The sequence below is a fragment of the Streptomyces sp. NPDC057137 genome (assembly GCF_042670825.1).
Taxonomy (GTDB): Bacteria; Actinomycetota; Actinomycetes; order Streptomycetales; family Streptomycetaceae; genus Streptomyces.
In genome coordinates, this window is record NZ_JBHUUW010000107.1 from 1 (window position 1) to 17,337 (window position 17,337).

The window sequence follows — 17,337 nt, forward strand, 5'->3', positions numbered from 1 at the left end:
GTCTATTCCTACAGTATATCCACAGCGCCTGGAAGGCGCACGCCGGGCAGCGGCACATCCGACACAGGAGGAACCGGTCTTGCACGTCCAGGAGTGGCTGGAGACCGTACCGGCGATCAGCGTCTATGTGCTGGTCGGCGTGGTGATCGGGCTCGAAAGCCTCGGTATCCCGCTGCCGGGTGAGATCGTCCTCGTCAGCGCGGCGCTGCTGGCCTCGCAGCACGGCGACATCAACCCGTACGTCCTCGGCGCCTCCGCCACCGCCGGCGCGATCATCGGCGACTCGATCGGCTACGCCATCGGCCGCAAGGGCGGCAGACCACTGCTCGCTTGGCTCGCGGGCAAGTTCCCGAAGCACTTCGGCGAGCCGCAGATCGCCATGGCCGAGCGGTCGTTCCAGAAGTGGGGCATGTGGGCGGTCTTCTTCGGCCGTTTCGTCGCACTGCTGCGGATCTTCGCCGGGCCGCTCGCGGGTGTGCTGCGGATGCCGTACTGGAAGTTCCTCATCGCCAACGTGCTGGGCGGCATCGTCTGGGCCGGGGGCACGACCGCCGTCATCTACTCGGTGGGTGTCGTTGCCGAGGCGTGGCTGAAGCGCTTCTCCTGGCTGGGTCTCGTCCTCGCGGTACTGATCGGCATCACCTCGATGCTCGTCATCAGGAACCGGGCGAAGAAGGCGTCGACGCAGGCCGAGGCGGAGGCGGCTGCCGCCGCGGTGGCAGCGGCGACGGCCAAGGGCGGACCGGAGCCCGTACCCGCGACCGACTGACGAGACGACCGGGCGTCGGTCCTCGTGGACGGGCGTCGGTCCTCGGCCGCGAGTCCGGTGCGCGGCCAGCAGTTCCCGTGCGCGGACGTCAGGCCTCGTGCACGGCCCGGTGGCGTTTGGCCAGCTCCAGATAGACCGCCGCGTTGAGCCTGATGCCCTCGCGCTCCTCCTCGGTCAGCTCCCGCTTGACCTTGGCGGGCACCCCGGCGACCAGTGAGCCCGGCGGTACGCGCATGCCCTGCGGCACGAGCGCCTGGGCCGCGACGAGTGAACCGGCCCCGATGTACGCCCCGTTGAGGACGGTGGCACCCATCCCGACCAGCACGTCGTCCTCGACGGTGCAGCCGTGCAGCACCGCGTTGTGCCCCACCGAGACGCGCTCGCCGATCGTGGCGGGGGAGCCCAGGTCGACATGGATGGTGCAGTTGTCCTGGATGTTGCTGTCGGCCCCGATGACGATCGGGCCGCCGTCGGCCCGCAGCACCGTCTGGTACCAGACGCTCGAACCGGCGGCCAAGGTCACCTCGCCCAGCACCACGGACGTCGGCGCCACGAACGCCGTCGGATCGATCACGGGCTCGCTGCCACCCACACCCGCGATCAGTGCCCGCTGTGTCATGCCGTCTCCTCCGGTGCCGCTCCGTGCCACGTGCGCGTACCGGAACCGTAAGCGACAGGCCCCCACGCTCCGGCATCAGGTCGGCCAGGACACGTCTGGCTGAACTGACGGTCTATCAATAGCCTTGGCGGAGTCGAATGTTGCCGTCGCTTCGACCGAGGGAGCACCATGGCCACCGCACAGCAGGTCCCCGACATCCTGTCGCCCGAGTTCGCGGAGAATCCGTATCCCGCCTACCGCCTGATGCGCGAGAGCGCGCCGCTCATCTGGCACGAGGCCACCAACAGCTACATCATCTCGCGGTACGAGGACGTGGAACGGGCCTTCAAGGACAAGGCGTCGGCGTTCACCACCGAGAACTACCACTGGCAGATCGAGCCCGTGCACGGGAAGACGATCCTCCAACTGAGCGGCCGTGAACACGCCGTACGCCGTGCGCTCGTCGCACCCGCCTTCCGGGGCAGCGACCTGGAGGAGAAGTTCCTGCCGGTCATCGAGCGCAACTCCCTAGCGCTCATCGACGCCTTCCGGCACACCGGAAGTGCCGACCTGGTGGACGCGTTCGCCACCCGCTTCCCCGTCAACGTCATCGCCGAGATGCTGGGGCTGGACCAGGCCGACCACGCCCGCTTCCACGGCTGGTACACCACCGTCATCGCCTTTCTCGGCAATCTGTCCGCCGACCCCGAGGTGACCGCCGCGGGCGAACGGACCCGGATCGAGTTCGCCGAGTACATGATCCCGATCATCCGGGCCCGCAGGGAGAATCTGGGCGACGACCTGCTCTCCACGCTCTGCGCCGCCGAGGTCGACGGGGTACGGATGAGCGACGAGGACATCAAGGCGTTCTGCAGCCTGCTGCTCGCGGCGGGCGGCGAGACCACCGACAAGGCCATCGCCTCGATCTTCGCGAATCTGCTGACACACCCGGACCAGCTCGCCGCCGTACGGGAGGACCGGAGCCTGATAGACCGGGCGTTCGCCGAGACCCTGCGGTTCACCCCGCCGGTGCACATGATCATGCGGCAGACCGCCGAGGAGGTCACGCTGAGCGGCGGCACCATACCCGCCGGCGCCACCGTCACCTGCCTGATAGGCGCCGCCAACCGGGACGGTGACCGCTTCGCCGAGCCGGACACCTTCAACCTCTTCCGGGACGACCTGACGACGACCACCGCGTTCTCCGCCGCCGCGGACCACCTGGCGTTCGCGCTCGGGCGGCACTTCTGCGTGGGCGCGCTGCTCGCCAAGGCCGAAGTACGGATCGGAGTGGGCCAACTGCTCGACGCCATGCCCGATCTACGGCTGGCGGACGGGTTCGACCCGGTCGAGCAGGGGGTGTTCACCCGCGGCCCGCGGTCACTGCCCGTGGCGTTCACACCGGTCGTGAGCTGACAGGTCCGGGTCCGCGCGAACGCAGATCGCCGTACGGGGTCGGAAGAGCCCGTACGGCGATCGAGGACGGCACCAGCGGCTCACCGCACCACCGGGGTGAACTCCACCGGGAGCGCCGTCAGGCCCCGCATCCAGATCGAGGGCCGCCACGTCAACTCGCCCGGCTCCACGGCCAGTACGACGTCCGGCAGCCGCTCCAGCAGCGTCTCCACCGCCGTACGGGCGATCACGTCGGCCAGCAGCGGCGCCGGATACGGACACCGGTGCTCGCCGTTGCTGAACGACAGATGCGCCGAGTTCTCCGCCCCGATATGCCCCTCGGGCCAGATCTGCGGATCGGTGTTGGCCGCGGCCAACCCCAGGACCAGGCAGTCGCCGGCCCTGATGTGCCGCCCGCCCAGCTGTGTGTCGCGCACCGCCCACCGGCCGATGAAGTTCTGCGTCGGAGTGTCCAGCCACAGCACCTCGTTGAGCGCCTGCCCGACACTCAGCCGCCCGCCCGACACATTGAGCGCGAACCGGTCGTCGGTCAGCAGCAGACGCAGCGTGTTGCAGATCCAGTTGGCCGTCGGCTGCTGCGCCGCCGCGATGACGGAGATCAGGTCCTGGACGATCTCCTCGTCCGCCAGCCCCGCCGGATGACCGATCATCCGAGAGGTGACGTCGGAGCCGGGCCGGGCCCGCTTGTCCTTCACCAACTGCTGGATGCGCTCCTGCACCCGCAGATACGCCGACACCGGGTCGTCGCCCTCGCCCGCGTCCAGCGACACGCGCAGATCGTGTACGAGCTCCTCGGTGTCGGCGCCACCGGCCGGCATGCCGCACATCTGGACGGCGGCCCGCATCGGCAGCGCGTGGGCGTACGAGGCCATCAACTCGGCGTTCCCCGCGCCCGCGAACACGTCGATCAGCTGCTCGGCGATCTGATGGCAGTCATGGGCCAGTTCGAACTGGTCGACCGCCTCCAGCGCCTGGGTGATGACACCGGCCCGCCGCTGATGCTCGGCGCCCTCGGCGAACAGCACGGACGGCTGATAGCCGACGTACGGCAGCAGCGGCCAGTCGGTGGGGATCGCCGCCCACTGGTTCCAGCGGCGCGAGTCCCTGGCGAACAGCTCGTCGTGGCTGGTGACATAGCCCACCTCGGAGTAGCCGAGGACCAGCCACGCGGGGATACCGCCGTCCAGCAGGACAGGGGCGACGGTGCCGTGCTCACGGCGCAGGCTGCGGTAGAGCTGCGACGGCGTCTGCTGGAACTCCAGACCGCTCAGCGGCACCGAGTCCGGGTGCGCGGCGGGGCAGCCGGGCGGCGGCTGCGCCCCGGGGAGCGCGCGCGGCGCGTCGAGGGCTTCGGGGAAGGGTGCTTCGGGGTAGGGGGCGTGCGGATCGGTCATGGCGTCAACTCCCGTGCCATCGCCAGTTCGTACAGGTGGTCCACGAGGGCGATCAGGACGTTCTTGCCGGACGAGCGGACCCGCGCGTCGCAGTTGATCAGCGGGATGTGCTCGGGCAGCGACAGCGCCTGCCGGATCTCGTCGAGCGAGAACGCGGAGATGTCGTTGTCGAACCGGTTGACCGCCACCACGAACGGCGTCCTGTGATGCTCCAGCCGGTCGATGGCGTACCAGGACTCGCTCATCCGCCGGGTGTCCACCAGCACGACCGCGCCCAGCGTGCCGGAGAAGAGGCGGTCCCACAGGAACCAGAACCGCTCCTGGCCCGGCGCGCCGAACAGATAGAGCACCACCCGCTCGGTGAGGCTGATCCGGCCGAAGTCGAAGGCGACCGTCGTCGTGGTCTTCGTGGTGAGCCCGGCGGTCTCGTCGACACCCACGCCGGCCTGCGTCATCACCTCCTCGGTGTTGAGCGGACGGATCTCGCTCACCGACCGGACGAGGGTCGTCTTGCCGACCCCGAAGCCGCCCACGATCACGATCTTCAGTCCGGTCTCGGCGGCGTCGGTCAGCGGGGTGCGGGCGGGCAGCTCAGAGGTTGCGGAGTCCATGGAGCACCTCCTTCAAGAGGGCCGAGTCGGGCAGGGCGGAGACGGACCGCGCCACGCGCGGATGGCGGGCGGTGATCCGGCCCGTCGCCTGGAGGTCGCCGAGCAGGATCCGTACGACCGTCACGGGCAGCCTCAGCTCCGCCGAGATCTCCACGACCGCCGTCGGGTGGCGGCACAGTTCGAGGATCGCGCGGTGCTCCGACTGCGTCCCGGCGGTCGGCGCGCACTCGCTGACGATGAGCGTGACCAGGTCGAACGTGTCGTGGTCGGCGCGGCTGCGCCCACCGGTGACGGTGTACAGCCGGTCGGGACGACCGGTGTCGACAGGTCGGCGGGTCATGAGGAGGCGGCTTCGGGGGACACCGGGGTCCGGGGCTCGGCGCGCAGATGCTCGCCGATCTGGTCGACCAGTTCGGTCATCTGGTGGCCCACGACGCCCGGGTCGGCGCCGTCCTCGGCCACCACCGCGAGATGCGCGCCGTCGCCGGCCTCCACGATGAAGAGCAGGCCGCCGTGGAACTCCGTCATCGAGTGGCGTACACCGCCGGTGCCGTTGCCGAACTCGACGGACGCGCCCTGCGCGAGCGCCTGGATGCCGGAGCAGATCGCCGCCAGCTGGTCGGCCTGGTCGAGCGTCAGATGCCGGCTCCAGCAGAGCTTGAGTCCGTCGCGGGACAGCACCAGGGCGTGCCGGGTGCCGGGGGTGCGCTCCAGCAGGCTCTCGAGGAGCCAGGTCAGGCTGTTGTCGGTCGTTGGCATGGAATGCATGGGTTGCGTGGGGCGGGATCAGCCGGGGGAAGCCGATCACCGGCCCGTGCCTCCAATCTCACGGTTCTCGCGTTGCTCACGTTCGCTGACGGGGGGTGGGCGCCGGCCGGGCCGGTGCTTCCTGTGGTTCCGGCGCCGTACGGGGAACGAGAAGCGCCTCAGGAGGTGTCGCCGGACTTCGGCTCGGGCCCCTCGGGGCTGCCGTCCATGGGAAGCCGGGCGCGGTGGAAGGCGCCGAACTGTGTTCCGGCGTCGCGGCCGGGCGGAACGGCCCTGGGCGCCGCGCCGTTGCGCGGGCGGTCCGCCTCGTCCGTGGGCGCCCTGTCGCGGTCCGCCGCCGCCATGGTGCGTCCCGGCGGCCGTACGGGCAGCCCGCCCGGCGTCGCCACCCGGGGGCCGTCGCCCGGCGCGGCGGGCGACGGCAGCATCGCGGGCGGCGGCACCGACGGGGGTGTGAGCGACGGGCGTGTGACGGCCGGTTCGGTGACCGTGTCGGCCGGTACGGGCGCGGCGTGCCGCCCCGACAGCTGGGGCGCGGCGGTTCGCTGCTGCGCGAGGAGCTGCGGCGGGAAGAGGACGACGACGCCGGTGCCGCCGCGCGAGGAGGGACGGAAGTTGACGCTCAGGTGGTACTTGGCGGCCAGCCGTCCGACGACCGCCAGACCGAGCCGGGTGCCCTGGAGGGACGCCAGGTCGTTCGCGCGCCCCGACACCGACTCCTCGGCGCGCCGCATGGCCGCGTCGGCCATCTTGAGGCCGCTGTCCTCGATGGTCACCACGATGCCCGCGGAGCGTTCCTCGACGTAGACGTGCACCTCGTCGATCGGCGGGCTGAAGTTCGCGGCGTTGTCCATCAGTTCGGCCAGCAGGTGCATGACGCCCTCGGCGGCGAATCCGGCGACGGCCGCGGTGCTGGAGCAGTGCAGCCGTACGCGCTGATACGCCGCGATCCGGCCGACGGCGCCGCGCAGGATGCTCTCCATGGCGATCGGCTTGTTCCAGGCGCGGCTCGCCCGGCCGCCCATCAGCAGCGCCAGCCGGTCGGTCATCAGACCGAGTTGCGAGGTGTTGTGGTCGAGCCTCAGGAGATCGCCGAAGACCTCCTCGCCGTGACGTTCCTGCATCTCCCGGAGATCGGCGAGCATGCTCACGGCCTTGGCCTGGACCCGGCTCAGGGCCTTGGCGCTGGCCGCCTGGGCGGCCGAGCCGCGCCGCTCGCTGATGGCGAAGTCCCGTACGACGGCGTCGGTCAGGACCCGGAGCCGGGGATCGGACGGACGCTTCAGATCGGCCAGTACGGTGTCGGCGCCCCGGCCCTCGCGGAGCCCGCCGAGCGCGGTGGGCAGCGTCACCGTCGACAGGAGGTCCAGATCGTCGGCGATCTGGCCGAGCCTGGTGACCGCCGTGCCGTGGTCGGCGACCGCGGTGGCGGCACGGCGTTCGCCGAGCGCCACCTCGTCGGTGAACGTCTTGAGTACGCGCTGGAGTTGGGGGTCCGTCGGCGGGGGAGTGGCGGCGAGCGTCTCCTCGGCGCTCGCGCCGTCGCGCAGGCGTTTGACCACGGTGGGGAGCGTGACGTTCACCAGATGGGCCGACTCCGCGCCGCTTCTGGCCAGTTGGGTGTGGAGCGACTGGATCTCGCCGCCGGCCGCCACCGAGCCGCGGCGGTGCCGCCGCAGCATCAGCGCGGCTCCGCCGACGACGGAGGCGAGGATCACCCAGGCGACGGCGAGCGACGTCACCAGCCAACCGCGCGCGGCCGCGGGGGCGGTGGCGGCCGCCGCGCCGGCCGCCGCTCCCGCCACGAGCAGCAGGGCGGGCGGCCCGGCGAGCGACAGGGGGCGCGTTTTGAGTACGCGGTGGGGGCTCGGTGCGACAGGCACTGACATTCCGCGGTCCCTCGGTATTCGAGTGCGGGGGGAAACAGACCGGCCGACCGGCGCGCGTCGGCCGTGGTGGGAGGCGCCGGTCACCGACTGGAACGGTGATTCTCCGGGCCGTGTGTGGCGTTGCCTGGTGCGGCGTTGCCGTGTGTTGCTTTGCCGTGTGTGGCGTTCACGCTACGCACGCGCCGCGCTTCGGCGGGGCCGCTACGGACCAGTGCCCACCAACGAGGGAGTTGACCGTGAACTCGCCCACGCGGAGGCCGGAGTCGTGGTACGGGAGTGTCGGAGGAGGAGTGGCGGCAGGGGCGCTTTCCGGCGGTGCGCCGCGCCGTGGGGTGAACGTCACAGCACGGGGCACCGACCCGCCCCGGCCCCGCCGATACCGTGGACGGGTGCCCAAGAGCAGAAGCACGTTCGCCGCACTGACCGCCTGGCGCCGCCGCCTTGTCTCGCGGGCCGTCCAGGGCGGCTGGAGGTGGGTCCAGGAGGCGGGCGCGGTGAGCGCCGAGCATCCGGGTCGGCTGCGGTTCGGCCGGATCGGCACCGGGACCCGCCTCGCCTTCCCGCAGGGCACCGTCTTCGGCGAGCCGTGGATCGAGCTGGGCGAGCACTGCGTCATCGGTGAACACGTCACGCTGACCGCCGGGATGATGCCCGGTCTCGACCTGGGCGCGGAGCCGATCCTGCGGCTCGGCGACGGCGTCGTCCTCGGCCGGGGCAGCCATGTCATCGCCGACACGGCGGTGACCATCGGCTCGAACACCTACTGCGGGCCGTACGTCTACATCACGTCGACGAACCACAGTTACGACGATCCGCAGGTCCCCGTCGGCAAGCAGTGGCCCCGCACCGAACCGGTCACCGTGGGGCCGGGCTGCTGGCTGGGCACCGGCGCGGTGATCCTTCCCGGGGCACGGCTGGGGCGCAACGTGGTGGTCGCGGCGGGAGCCGTCGTACGCGGCGAGGTGCCCGACCACGCGGTGGTGGCGGGGGCGCCGGCGCGGGTCGTACGGAGCTGGGACCCGGAGCGGGGCTGGCAGCCGCCGTTGCGTACGCCCGCGCCCGTACCGATCCCGGAGGGTGTCACCCCGGAGCAACTGCTGGCGCTCGCCGAGCTGGATCCGGACCGGTCGTAGCCTCCCGGCGGCCTCCGGAGGGCGTACGGGTCGGTCAGCCCGCGGCCAGCAGGACCGTGCCGATCAGCGCGAGCCCGGCGCCCGCCGCCTGGACGGCGCGCAGCCTCTCCTTGAGGAGGCCGCGCGCGGCCACCGCCGTGATCACGGGATACAGCGACGCCAGGACGGCGGCGACCGTGACGGGGCCGTTCTGCGCGGCGACCGAGTACGTCCCGTTGGCGGCGACGTCGGCGAGGCCGACGAACGCCAGCGCGGGCAGGGCGGCGCGGATCACCGGGATCCCGCCGTCCTCGGGCAGGGCGGGCGCGCCCCGCCTCACCGACACGTACAGCGCGGCTCCGCCGACGCCGACGTTGGTGACGCGCTGTACGAAGAGAGCCAGGAACAGGCCCGTGATCGACGTCGACGCCTCGGAGATCAGCGCCATGACCGCGCCGAAGCCGAACGCGGCGACCAGCGTCAGCGCGACCGCCTGCCGCCGGACCGGCGCCCCGCGCAGCTCGGGCCCGCCCGCCAGCACGATGCCCGCGACGGCCACGGCGATCCCGGCGAACTGGAGCAGTCCGGGCCGCTCGCCGACGACGAGGCCGACGCCCACCGGGACGACCACGCCGATCGAGGCGAGCGGCGACACGACGCCCATCGGGCCGAGCGCGAGCGCCTTGTAGAAGGAGAGCATGGCGACGGGGCCGACGACTCCGGCGGCGACCGCGTACCAGAGCAGCGGTCCCGCCTCGCTCCAGGCGCCGGTCGCGACGACGACACCGCCCAGGACGACGACGGCGATCGACTGCGACACCACGACTACCGTCAGGGCGGGGATGCGCCGGGTGAGCACCCCACCGCCGAAGTCGGCCAGACCCCAGAGCAGGCAGGTGGCCAGCGCGAACAGTGCGGTCATGGAGCGAACCTCGCCAGTACAGTGTGGTGGACGGTTGGTACACCACACCGTAGTGCAGTCCATTGAACTGTGTCATTGAATATATTGGACGGAATGTGTCGGACCTCGATCAGCTGACCCAGTCGCTCGCCCGCAATCTCAAACGGTGGCGCGGCGAGAGAGCCTTCACGCTCGACGCCCTGGCGGCCCGGTCGGGGGTGAGCCGGGGCATGATCATCCAGATCGAGCAGGCCCGCACCAACCCCAGCGTCGGCACGACGGTGAAGCTGGCCGACGCGCTCGGCATCAGCATCACCACACTCCTCGACTACGAGCAGGGCCCACAGGTCAGGGTCGTACCGGCCGACCAGGCCGTACGCATGTGGTCCACCGAGGCGGGCAGCAACACCGTCCTGCTGGTCGGGACCGAGTCACGCGGGCCGCTCGAACTGTGGTCCTGGAAGCTGATGCCGGGCGAACAGAGCGAATCCGACGCGCACCCGGAGGGTACGACCGAACTGCTGCACGTCACCGCGGGCGAACTGACCCTCGTCGTGGACGGCGCGTCGCATCAGGTGGCCGAGGGCGCGTCGGCCGTCTTCGAGGCGAACGTGCCGCACGCCTACCGCAACGACGGTGCGGTGACGGTCGAGATGACCATGGCGGTCTCCATCCCGCCCGCGCGCTGAGCCAGGGCCGCCTGTTAGCTTGACGCCCATGCGCGCCCCCATCGGAGACTTCGACAACGCCCGGCCCGCCCCCGACTGCCTCGACCTGCTCACGGAGCCGGTCGCCGCCGCCGTACGGGCCTGGCAGGGCGACGTGCCCGCCGACCAACTGCTCTACGTGGACACCGACCCGGAGATCGCGGACACCGCCGCCTTCGTGGAGCACCACGGCGCCGAACTGCTCGACCGGTCGGCCAACTGCGTCGTCGTGGCGGGCAAGCGCGGAGGCGAGTCCACGCTCGCCGCCTGTCTCGTCCTGTCCCGGACCCGCGTGGACGTCAACGGAGTCGTACGCAAGCAACTGGGCGCCCGCAAGGCCTCGTTCGCCCCCATGGACTCCGCGACCGGCGAGACCGGCATGGAGTACGGCGGCATCACACCGATCGGCCTCCCCGCGAGCTGGACACTCCTCGTGGACGCCGCCGTGGTGGACACCGAGTGGGTCCTGATCGGCAGCGGCCGCCGCCGGGGCAAACTGATCGTGCCCGGCAAGGCGTTCGCCGCGCTGCCGGGCGCTGTGGTCATCGACGGGCTGGGCGTCACCAACGGCTGAGCGGCGGCGACGCGGCGCACCCGCCTCGCAGAGAAGAGATCAGCCGAGCCGCGGGATCTCGATCGCCGGGCAGCGGTCCATCACCATGTCCAGACCGGCGGCGCGGGTGCGGGCGTACGCGGCGTCGTCGATCACCCCGAGCTGGAACCAGACCGCCTTCGCGCCGATCGCGACCGCCTCGTCGGCCACCGGCCCCGCCAGCTCGCTGTTGACGAACACGTCCACCACATCGACCGGGAACGGGATCTCGGCCAGCGACGTGTACCCCTGCTCGCCGTGCACCGTCTCCGCCTTCGGATGTACCGGCACCACCCGCTTGCCGAAGCGCTGGAGCACGGCCGCCACGCCGTACGCAGCCCGTGACGTGTTGCCGGACAGGCCCACGACCGCCCACGTGTCGCCCGTGGAGGTCAGGATCGTGCGGATCGTCTCGTCGTCCGCGTGTGTGTCGTCTCCATACATGCCCGGACAACGGACGGTGCGGCCCGGCAATTCCCGAGGGGTCGCCATACCGACCGGTACCTGGAGAGCCTAGGGTGGCGCGATGCATGAGCAGTACCGCACCGTCGCCCGCCAGGGCATCCACGAGACCGAGGTCAACCGATCGCGTTTCCTCTGCGCGCTCGCGCCCGCCGCCACCGAACAGGAGGCGCAGGACTTCGTCGCGGCCGTACGACGGGAACATCCCACGGCCACGCACAACTGCTTCGCCTACGTGATCGGCGCCAACGCCTCCGTACAGAAGGCGAGCGACGACGGAGAGCCGGGCGGCACGGCCGGCGCGCCCATGCTGCAGATGCTGATGCGCCGGGACGTGCGCTACGTCGTCGCCGTCGTCACGCGCTACTACGGAGGCGTCAAGCTCGGCGCCGGAGGACTGATCCGCGCGTACGGAGGCGCGGTGGGCGAAGCTCTCGACGCGCTCGGCACCGTCACCCGCAGGCGCTACCGGCTGGCCACGATCATCGTCGACCACCAGCGGGCCGGAAAGCTGGAGAACGAACTGCGGGCCACCGGCCGCTCCGTACGCGACGTGCGGTACGCGGAGATAGTGACCATCGGGATCGGACTGCCGGACGCCGACGTCGACGCCTTCCGCGCCTGGCTCGCCGACACCACGGCCGGAACGGCCGTACTGGCGCTGGGCGGTGAGGCGTACGGCGACCTCTGATGTCTGAAGCCACCCGTGATGTCCGACCCCACCGTTACTCTCAAGGATCATGAGATTCCTGCACACGTCGGACTGGCACCTGGGACGGTCCTTCCACCGGGTCAGCCTTCTCGACGCACAGGCGGCCTTCCTCGACCACCTCGTGGCGACCGCGCTGGCGCACGAGGTGGACGCGGTCCTCGTGGCGGGCGACGTGTACGACCGGGCGGTGCCGCCGCTCTCCGCCGTCGAGCTGTTCGACCGGGCGCTGCACCGGCTCGCCGAGGCGCGCGTGCCGACCGTGATGATCTCCGGGAACCATGACTCGGCCCGCCGACTGGGTGTCGGCGCCGGGCTCATCGACCACGCGGGCATCCACCTGCGCACCGACCCGGCCCGCTGCGCCACCCCCGTCGTGCTCTCCGACGCCCACGGCGACGTGGCCTTCTACGGCCTGCCGTATCTCGAACCGGCCCTGGTCCGCGAGGAGTTCAAAGCGGCGAAGGCCGGCCACGAGGCGGTGCTCGTCGCCGCGCTCGACCGCGTACGGGCCGACCTCGCCGAACGTCCCGCGGGCACCCGCTCCGTCGTCCTCGCGCACGCCTTCGTGGCCGGCGGCGCCGCCAGCGACAGCGAGCGCGACATCACCGTCGGCGGCGTGTCCGCCGTGCCCACCGGCACGTTCGACGGCGTCGACTACGTGGCCCTCGGCCATCTGCACGGCTCACAGGCCCTCACCGAGCGCGTCCGCTACTCCGGTTCCCCCCTCGCGTACTCCTTCTCCGAGAGCGACCACCGCAAGACGATGTGGCTGGTGGACCTCGGCCCCGGCGGCGAGATCGCCGCGGAGCGGATCGACTGCCCGGTGCCCCGCCCGCTGGCCCGCGTCCGCGGCGCCCTCGCGGACCTCCTCGACGACCCGGCGCTCACCCGCCACGAACACGCCTGGATCGAGGCGACACTCACCGACCCCGTACGTCCCGCCGAACCCATGGCACGCCTCGCCGAACGCTTCCCGCACACACTCAGCCTCGTCTTCGACCCCGACCGGGGCGACGAGGACCTGGTCGCGTCCTACGCACAGCGCCTCGAAGGCCGCAGCGACCAGGAGATCGCCGAGGACTTCGTGGTCCACGTGCGCGGCGGCGCCGGGCCCGACGACCGGGAACGGACCGTGCTGCGCGGCGCCTTCGACCACGTACGGGTCGACACCGCCGTACGAGAGGTGACCGGATGAGACTCCACCGGCTGACCATCACCGCCTTCGGCCCCTTCGCCGACACCCAGGAGGTCGACTTCGACGCGCTATGCGCCGCCGGGATCTTCCTGCTGCACGGCGCGACCGGCGCCGGCAAGACCTCCGTGCTCGACGCCGTCTGCTACGCGCTGTACGACGCCGTGCCCGGAGCGCGCCAGATCAAGGGCGGCGCCACCAAGGACGCCTCCCTGCGCAGCGACCACGCCCCGGCCGGCACCTACACGGAGGTCCTGCTCGAACTGACCGTCGCCGGGCGGCGGTTGGAGATCACCCGCCGCCCCGCGCAGACCCGCCCCAAGAAGCGCGGCACCGGCGTCACGACCGAGAAGGCACAGAGCTGGCTGCGGGAGTACGACGCCACGGGCGCCGGCTGGAGCGCGCTGAGCCGGTCCCACCAGGAGATCGGCGAGGAGATCGGCCAACTGCTCGGTATGAGCCGTGAGCAGTTCTGCCAGGTCGTCCTCCTGCCGCAGGGCGACTTCGCGCGCTTCCTGCGCGCCGACGCCGAGGCGCGCGGCAGGCTGCTCGGCCGGCTCTTCGACACCCGCCGGTTCGCCGCCGTCGAGGACCGCCTCGCCGAGCTGCGCCGGGGCGCCGAACAGCAGGTACGGGCCGGGGACGAGCGGTTGCTCGGCGTCGCGCAGCGCATCGCCCAGGCGGCGGGCGCGGGCATCGAACAGCCGCTGCCCGCACGGCAGCCCGGCGATCCGGGCCTGGCCCCCGCCGTCCTGGAGTGGGCGGCCGTCGCCCGCGCCACGGCGCACGAGCGCCGGGACATCGCCGGGTCGGCCCTGGCGGGCGCCGAGAGCCGGCAGGCGACGGCGCGCAGACTGCTCGACGCCGAACGCGAACTGGCCAGGCTCCAGGAGAGGTTCGCCGACGGACAGCGACGGGCCGGGGCGCTCGAAGCCCGCCGTCCTCAGTACGAGGCGGCGCGCGCCACACTGGAGCGGGCCCGCAAGGCCGACCGGGTCGCCCCCGCACTCGCCCTGCGCGAGGACGCCGAGCGCGCGCACCGTACGGCCGCCGCCGACCGTGACCGGGCACGCGCCCGGCTCCCCGCCGAACTCACCGACAGCGGCGCCGACCATCTCTCCGCGCTGGAGCGGAAGATGATCGAGGAGCTGGGCCGGGTCGACGCCGCCCGGGGCGCCGAGCGCCGCAGCGCGGAGATCAGCCGCGAACGGGCCGAACTGGACCGCCAGGCGCGCGCCGATGAAGACCTTCTGGTGGACGCCGCGGGCTGGCTCGCCGACTGGGACTCCGCCCGCCGACAGCACCAGGAACGCATCGAGACGGCCCAGGAGGCGGCGACCCGCGCCGAACAGCTCGCGGGACAGCTCGAACCGGCACGCGGCCAACTCGGCGCCGCCCGCGCGCGCGACACGCTCGAAGCGCGGGCAGCGACGTCCGAGCGGCTCCTGAACAGCGCCCGCGAGCGCGCCAACGACGCCAAGGAGACCTGGCTCGACCTGCGCGAGCGACGGCTGCGCGGCATCGCCGCCGAACTCGCCGCCCGGCTCGTCGCGGGCGAACCGTGCGCGGTCTGCGGCTCGGCCGACCACCCCGAGCCCGCGCGCGCCGGAGCCGGCCAGGTCGACCAGGCGTCGGAGGACGCCGCGTTCGCCGCCTCCCGCAGAGCCGAGACGGCCGTGACGGAGGCCGAGCGCGACCACGCCTCGGTACGCGAGGAGTACGCGGCGACCCGGTCGGCGGCCGGCGGATCGACCGTCGCCGAACTGGTCGCACTCACCGAGCGCCTGGGCCGCGAGCACACGGAGGCACACCGCCTCGCCGCCGGTACGCACGCGGCCCGCGAGGCGCTGGCCCGCGCCGAACGGGAACGCGAGGACCGGCTCACCGCGCGGCGGTCGGCCGAGAACCGCGTCGCGGCCCGCACCTCACGGCGCGAAGCGCTCGACCACGAGCAGACCGGCCTCGAATCGGAACTGGTCCGCGCCCGGGGCGACGCCGACAGCGTCGCCGCGCACGCCGAACTGCTGGCGAACAGGGCACGGCTGCTCGCCGAGGCGGCCGACACCGTACGGGACTTCGACACCACGGCCCAGCGCCTCAAGGAGAGCGACGACCGGCTCGCGGACGCCGCGTTCCGGGCCGGGTTCGACACCCCGCGCGCGGCGGCGGCAGCGCTGCTGTCCGGCGCGGAGCAACGCGGTCTGACCCACCGGATGGACGACTGGCAGGCCGAGGCCGCCACCGTCGCCGACCGGCTCGCCGAGTCCGACGCGCGCGACGCCGCCGAGCAGCCGCCCGCGCGGCTCGACACGGCGCTGCTGTCCTACGAGGCGGCCGAGTCGGCCCTGCGCGCCGCGTCCGCCGCGCTCGCGGGCGCCCGCGAGCGCGGCACGGAGCTGGCCAGGCTCTCCCGGCAGGCCGAGGAGGAGGTACGGCGCCTCGGCCCCCTCCGTACGGAGTACGAGCGCGTCGCCCGCCTCGCCGCGCTCACCGCCGGCACGTCCAACGACAACGACCGCAAGATGCGCCTTGAGTCGTACGTCCTGGCGGCCCGCCTCGAACAGGTCGCCGCCGCGGCCACCGCACGGCTGCTGCGCATGTCCTCGGGCCGCTACACCCTGGTCCACTCCGACGCGAGGAGCGGCGGCGGGAAGCGGTCCGGACTCGGACTGCACGTGGTCGACTCCTGGACGGGCAGCGAGCGGGACACGGCGACCCTCTCCGGAGGCGAGACGTTCTTCGTCTCCCTCGCCCTCGCGCTGGGCCTCGCCGACGTCGTCACCGACGAGGCGGGCGGCGCGCGCCTGGACACCCTCTTCATCGACGAGGGCTTCGGCAGCCTGGACGACCAGACGCTGGACGAGGTCCTGGACGTGCTGGACTCGCTGCGCGAACGCGACCGCAGCGTCGGCATAGTCAGCCATGTCGCCGACCTCCGCCGCCGGATCCCGACCCAGCTGGAGGTGACGAAGTCCCGCCGCGGCTCGACGGTCAGACTCCGTACGGGGGGCGCCGACGGGTGAGCGTGGCGGTCGGTGAACGGGTCGGTCGGCGAGCGGGACGGTCGGCGGCGCCGCGCGGCAATCCGCATGACAACGTCCGGGCGGCCGACCATCATTGCTGCCCATGCCCCGACTTCCCCAGCCCGACGCCGAATCCCTGCGCCGCGAGCACATGCCCCTGCGCGGCCGCACCGCCCTCGTCACCGGTGCCAGCCGGCGCGGCGGCATCGGGTACGCCGTCGCCCGGCGGCTCGCCGCGTACGGCGCGAGCGTCTACCTCCACCACCATGTGCCGCACGACAGGACCCAGCCCTGGGGAGCCGACCCCGACGGTCCCGACGCCGTCGCAGCCGGGGTGCGCGAAGCCCTCGGGTATCCGGGGGCCACGGTCGCACACGGGCCCGGTGACCTGTCCGACCCCGAGGGTCCCGCGAAGGTCTTCGGGGCGGCCCGTGAAGCGCTCGGCGGTGTGGTCGACATCCTGGTGGCCAACCACGCCCGCAGCGGCGCGGACGGCACCCTCCGGGAGATCGACGCGGAGATGCTCGACACACACTGGGCGACCAACACCCGCTCCGTGATCCTGCTGATCCAGGAGTACGCCAAGGCGCGCACCGCCCATCCGGTCCGTATCCGGCACGGCAGCCGCATCGTGATGATGACCTCCGGCCAGGACCTCCGGGGCGGTATGCCCGAGGAGATCGCCTACAGCCTGTCCAAGGGAGCGCTCGCCTCGGCGACCCAGACCCTGGCCGCCTCGCTGGGCCACGCCGGGATCACGGTCAACACCGTCAACCCCGGCCCCGTGGACACGGATTACCTCACCGGCGAGGCGTACGACAGGATCGCCGGGATGTTCCCGGCCGGACGGTGGGGGATGCCGGACGACCCGGCACGGCTGATCGCCTGGCTCGCCACGGACGAGGCCGCGTGGATCACTGGCCAGGTCATCAACTCGGAGGGCGGCTTCCTGCTGAGCGGCGAGCACTTCACGCCCGTCCCGGGCGGCCCCTGGCCCCGGGAGCGGCCCGCCGACGTACGGCCGGGAGCGGGCCGGCCCTAGGGCGTGTCTTTCGGATCTTGCCGGGCTCGCGGTCCCTGGTGCCGCGCCTCTCCCCCGTAGCCCCCGAGGGGGCACGGGAGGTGCCCCCTCCGTTGTCGTGGGGGGGCCGGGTGCCGCCCACCCCCCCCCACCCACCGCACCAAAACACC

The 17,337-nt window shown here is 72.4% G+C and carries 17 protein-coding genes; 9 read left to right on the top strand and 8 right to left on the bottom strand.

Going from position 1 to position 17,337, the window contains the following annotated elements:
- The first annotated feature begins 79 nt into the window (after positions 1-79).
- Positions 80-769: a DedA family protein gene (locus ACFT9I_RS38560; protein WP_382572259.1), complete on the top strand. Its 690-nt coding sequence runs from the start codon at positions 80-82 to the stop codon at positions 767-769.
- Between the two features lie 88 nt (positions 770-857).
- Here the strand turns inward: ACFT9I_RS38560 and ACFT9I_RS38565 are convergent, their stop codons facing one another.
- Positions 858-1,388 (bottom strand): gamma carbonic anhydrase family protein, encoded by a 531-nt coding sequence (locus ACFT9I_RS38565; protein ID WP_382572260.1) that lies wholly within the window; start codon positions 1,386-1,388, stop codon positions 858-860.
- Between the two features lie 168 nt (positions 1,389-1,556).
- On the opposite strand from ACFT9I_RS38565, the gene ACFT9I_RS38570 reads away from it, so the two are divergent.
- Entirely contained in the window at positions 1,557-2,783 is a 1,227-nt protein-coding gene (locus ACFT9I_RS38570) for a cytochrome P450 (RefSeq protein WP_382572262.1), read from the top strand.
- A gap of 80 nt (positions 2,784-2,863) precedes the next feature.
- Here the strand turns inward: ACFT9I_RS38570 and ACFT9I_RS38575 are convergent, their stop codons facing one another.
- From ACFT9I_RS38575 to ACFT9I_RS38595, 5 genes are all read right to left on the bottom strand, one after another.
- Positions 2,864-4,177: a cytochrome P450 gene (locus ACFT9I_RS38575; protein WP_382572264.1), complete on the bottom strand. Its 1,314-nt coding sequence runs from the start codon at positions 4,175-4,177 to the stop codon at positions 2,864-2,866.
- On the bottom strand, positions 4,174-4,788 hold the full coding sequence (locus ACFT9I_RS38580; RefSeq protein ID WP_382572265.1) for an ATP/GTP-binding protein: 615 nt from the start codon (positions 4,786-4,788) through the stop codon (positions 4,174-4,176). Before ACFT9I_RS38580 ends, ACFT9I_RS38575 begins: the two co-directional genes overlap by 4 nt.
- Entirely contained in the window at positions 4,769-5,128 is a 360-nt protein-coding gene (locus ACFT9I_RS38585) for a DUF742 domain-containing protein (protein WP_382572267.1), read from the bottom strand. Before ACFT9I_RS38585 ends, ACFT9I_RS38580 begins: the two co-directional genes overlap by 20 nt.
- A complete protein-coding gene (locus ACFT9I_RS38590; RefSeq protein ID WP_382572268.1) occupies positions 5,125-5,547 on the bottom strand; it encodes a roadblock/LC7 domain-containing protein in 423 nt (140 codons plus the stop codon). The genes ACFT9I_RS38585 and ACFT9I_RS38590 overlap by 4 nt, the downstream gene beginning before the upstream one ends.
- Positions 5,548-5,714: 167 nt before the next feature.
- Positions 5,715-7,445 carry an ATP-binding protein gene (locus ACFT9I_RS38595; protein ID WP_382572269.1) on the bottom strand — a complete coding sequence of 577 codons (1,731 nt, stop codon included), beginning with the start codon at positions 7,443-7,445 and terminating at the stop codon, positions 5,715-5,717.
- Positions 7,446-7,834: 389 nt separating this feature from the next.
- Between ACFT9I_RS38595 and ACFT9I_RS38600 the strand changes: the two genes are divergently transcribed.
- Positions 7,835-8,578 carry an acyltransferase gene (locus tag ACFT9I_RS38600; RefSeq protein ID WP_382572271.1) on the top strand — a complete coding sequence of 248 codons (744 nt, stop codon included), beginning with the start codon at positions 7,835-7,837 and terminating at the stop codon, positions 8,576-8,578.
- 34 nt (positions 8,579-8,612) lie between these two features.
- Here ACFT9I_RS38600 and ACFT9I_RS38605 read toward each other — a convergent pair whose 3' ends face one another.
- Positions 8,613-9,479: an EamA family transporter gene (locus tag ACFT9I_RS38605; protein WP_382572273.1), complete on the bottom strand. Its 867-nt coding sequence runs from the start codon at positions 9,477-9,479 to the stop codon at positions 8,613-8,615.
- Positions 9,480-9,574: 95 nt separating this feature from the next.
- Between ACFT9I_RS38605 and ACFT9I_RS38610 the strand changes: the two genes are divergently transcribed.
- Entirely contained in the window at positions 9,575-10,147 is a 573-nt protein-coding gene (locus tag ACFT9I_RS38610) for a helix-turn-helix domain-containing protein (RefSeq protein ID WP_382572275.1), read from the top strand.
- A 28-nt stretch (positions 10,148-10,175) separates the two neighbouring features.
- The gene (locus ACFT9I_RS38615) at positions 10,176-10,739 is read left to right on the top strand and encodes a YbaK/EbsC family protein (RefSeq protein WP_382572277.1); all 564 of its coding nucleotides are present in this window, start codon (positions 10,176-10,178) and stop codon (positions 10,737-10,739) included.
- Between the two features lie 39 nt (positions 10,740-10,778).
- Here the strand turns inward: ACFT9I_RS38615 and ACFT9I_RS38620 are convergent, their stop codons facing one another.
- The gene (locus tag ACFT9I_RS38620) at positions 10,779-11,201 is read right to left on the bottom strand and encodes a CoA-binding protein (protein WP_382572278.1); all 423 of its coding nucleotides are present in this window, start codon (positions 11,199-11,201) and stop codon (positions 10,779-10,781) included.
- A gap of 82 nt (positions 11,202-11,283) precedes the next feature.
- Here ACFT9I_RS38620 and ACFT9I_RS38625 point away from each other — a divergent pair, with 82 nt between their 5' ends.
- The 4 genes from ACFT9I_RS38625 to ACFT9I_RS38640 all read left to right on the top strand — a co-directional run bounded on the left by ACFT9I_RS38625 (position 11,284) and on the right by ACFT9I_RS38640 (position 17,188).
- Entirely contained in the window at positions 11,284-11,910 is a 627-nt protein-coding gene (locus tag ACFT9I_RS38625) for a YigZ family protein (protein WP_382572280.1), read from the top strand.
- A gap of 49 nt (positions 11,911-11,959) precedes the next feature.
- Positions 11,960-13,126 carry an exonuclease SbcCD subunit D gene (locus ACFT9I_RS38630; protein WP_382572282.1) on the top strand — a complete coding sequence of 389 codons (1,167 nt, stop codon included), beginning with the start codon at positions 11,960-11,962 and terminating at the stop codon, positions 13,124-13,126.
- Entirely contained in the window at positions 13,123-16,146 is a 3,024-nt protein-coding gene (locus ACFT9I_RS38635; protein WP_382572283.1) for an AAA family ATPase, read from the top strand. Before ACFT9I_RS38630 ends, ACFT9I_RS38635 begins: the two co-directional genes overlap by 4 nt.
- Before the next feature lie 103 nt (positions 16,147-16,249).
- On the top strand, positions 16,250-17,188 hold the full coding sequence (locus tag ACFT9I_RS38640; RefSeq protein ID WP_382572285.1) for an SDR family oxidoreductase: 939 nt from the start codon (positions 16,250-16,252) through the stop codon (positions 17,186-17,188).
- Positions 17,189-17,337: the final 149 nt, after the last annotated feature.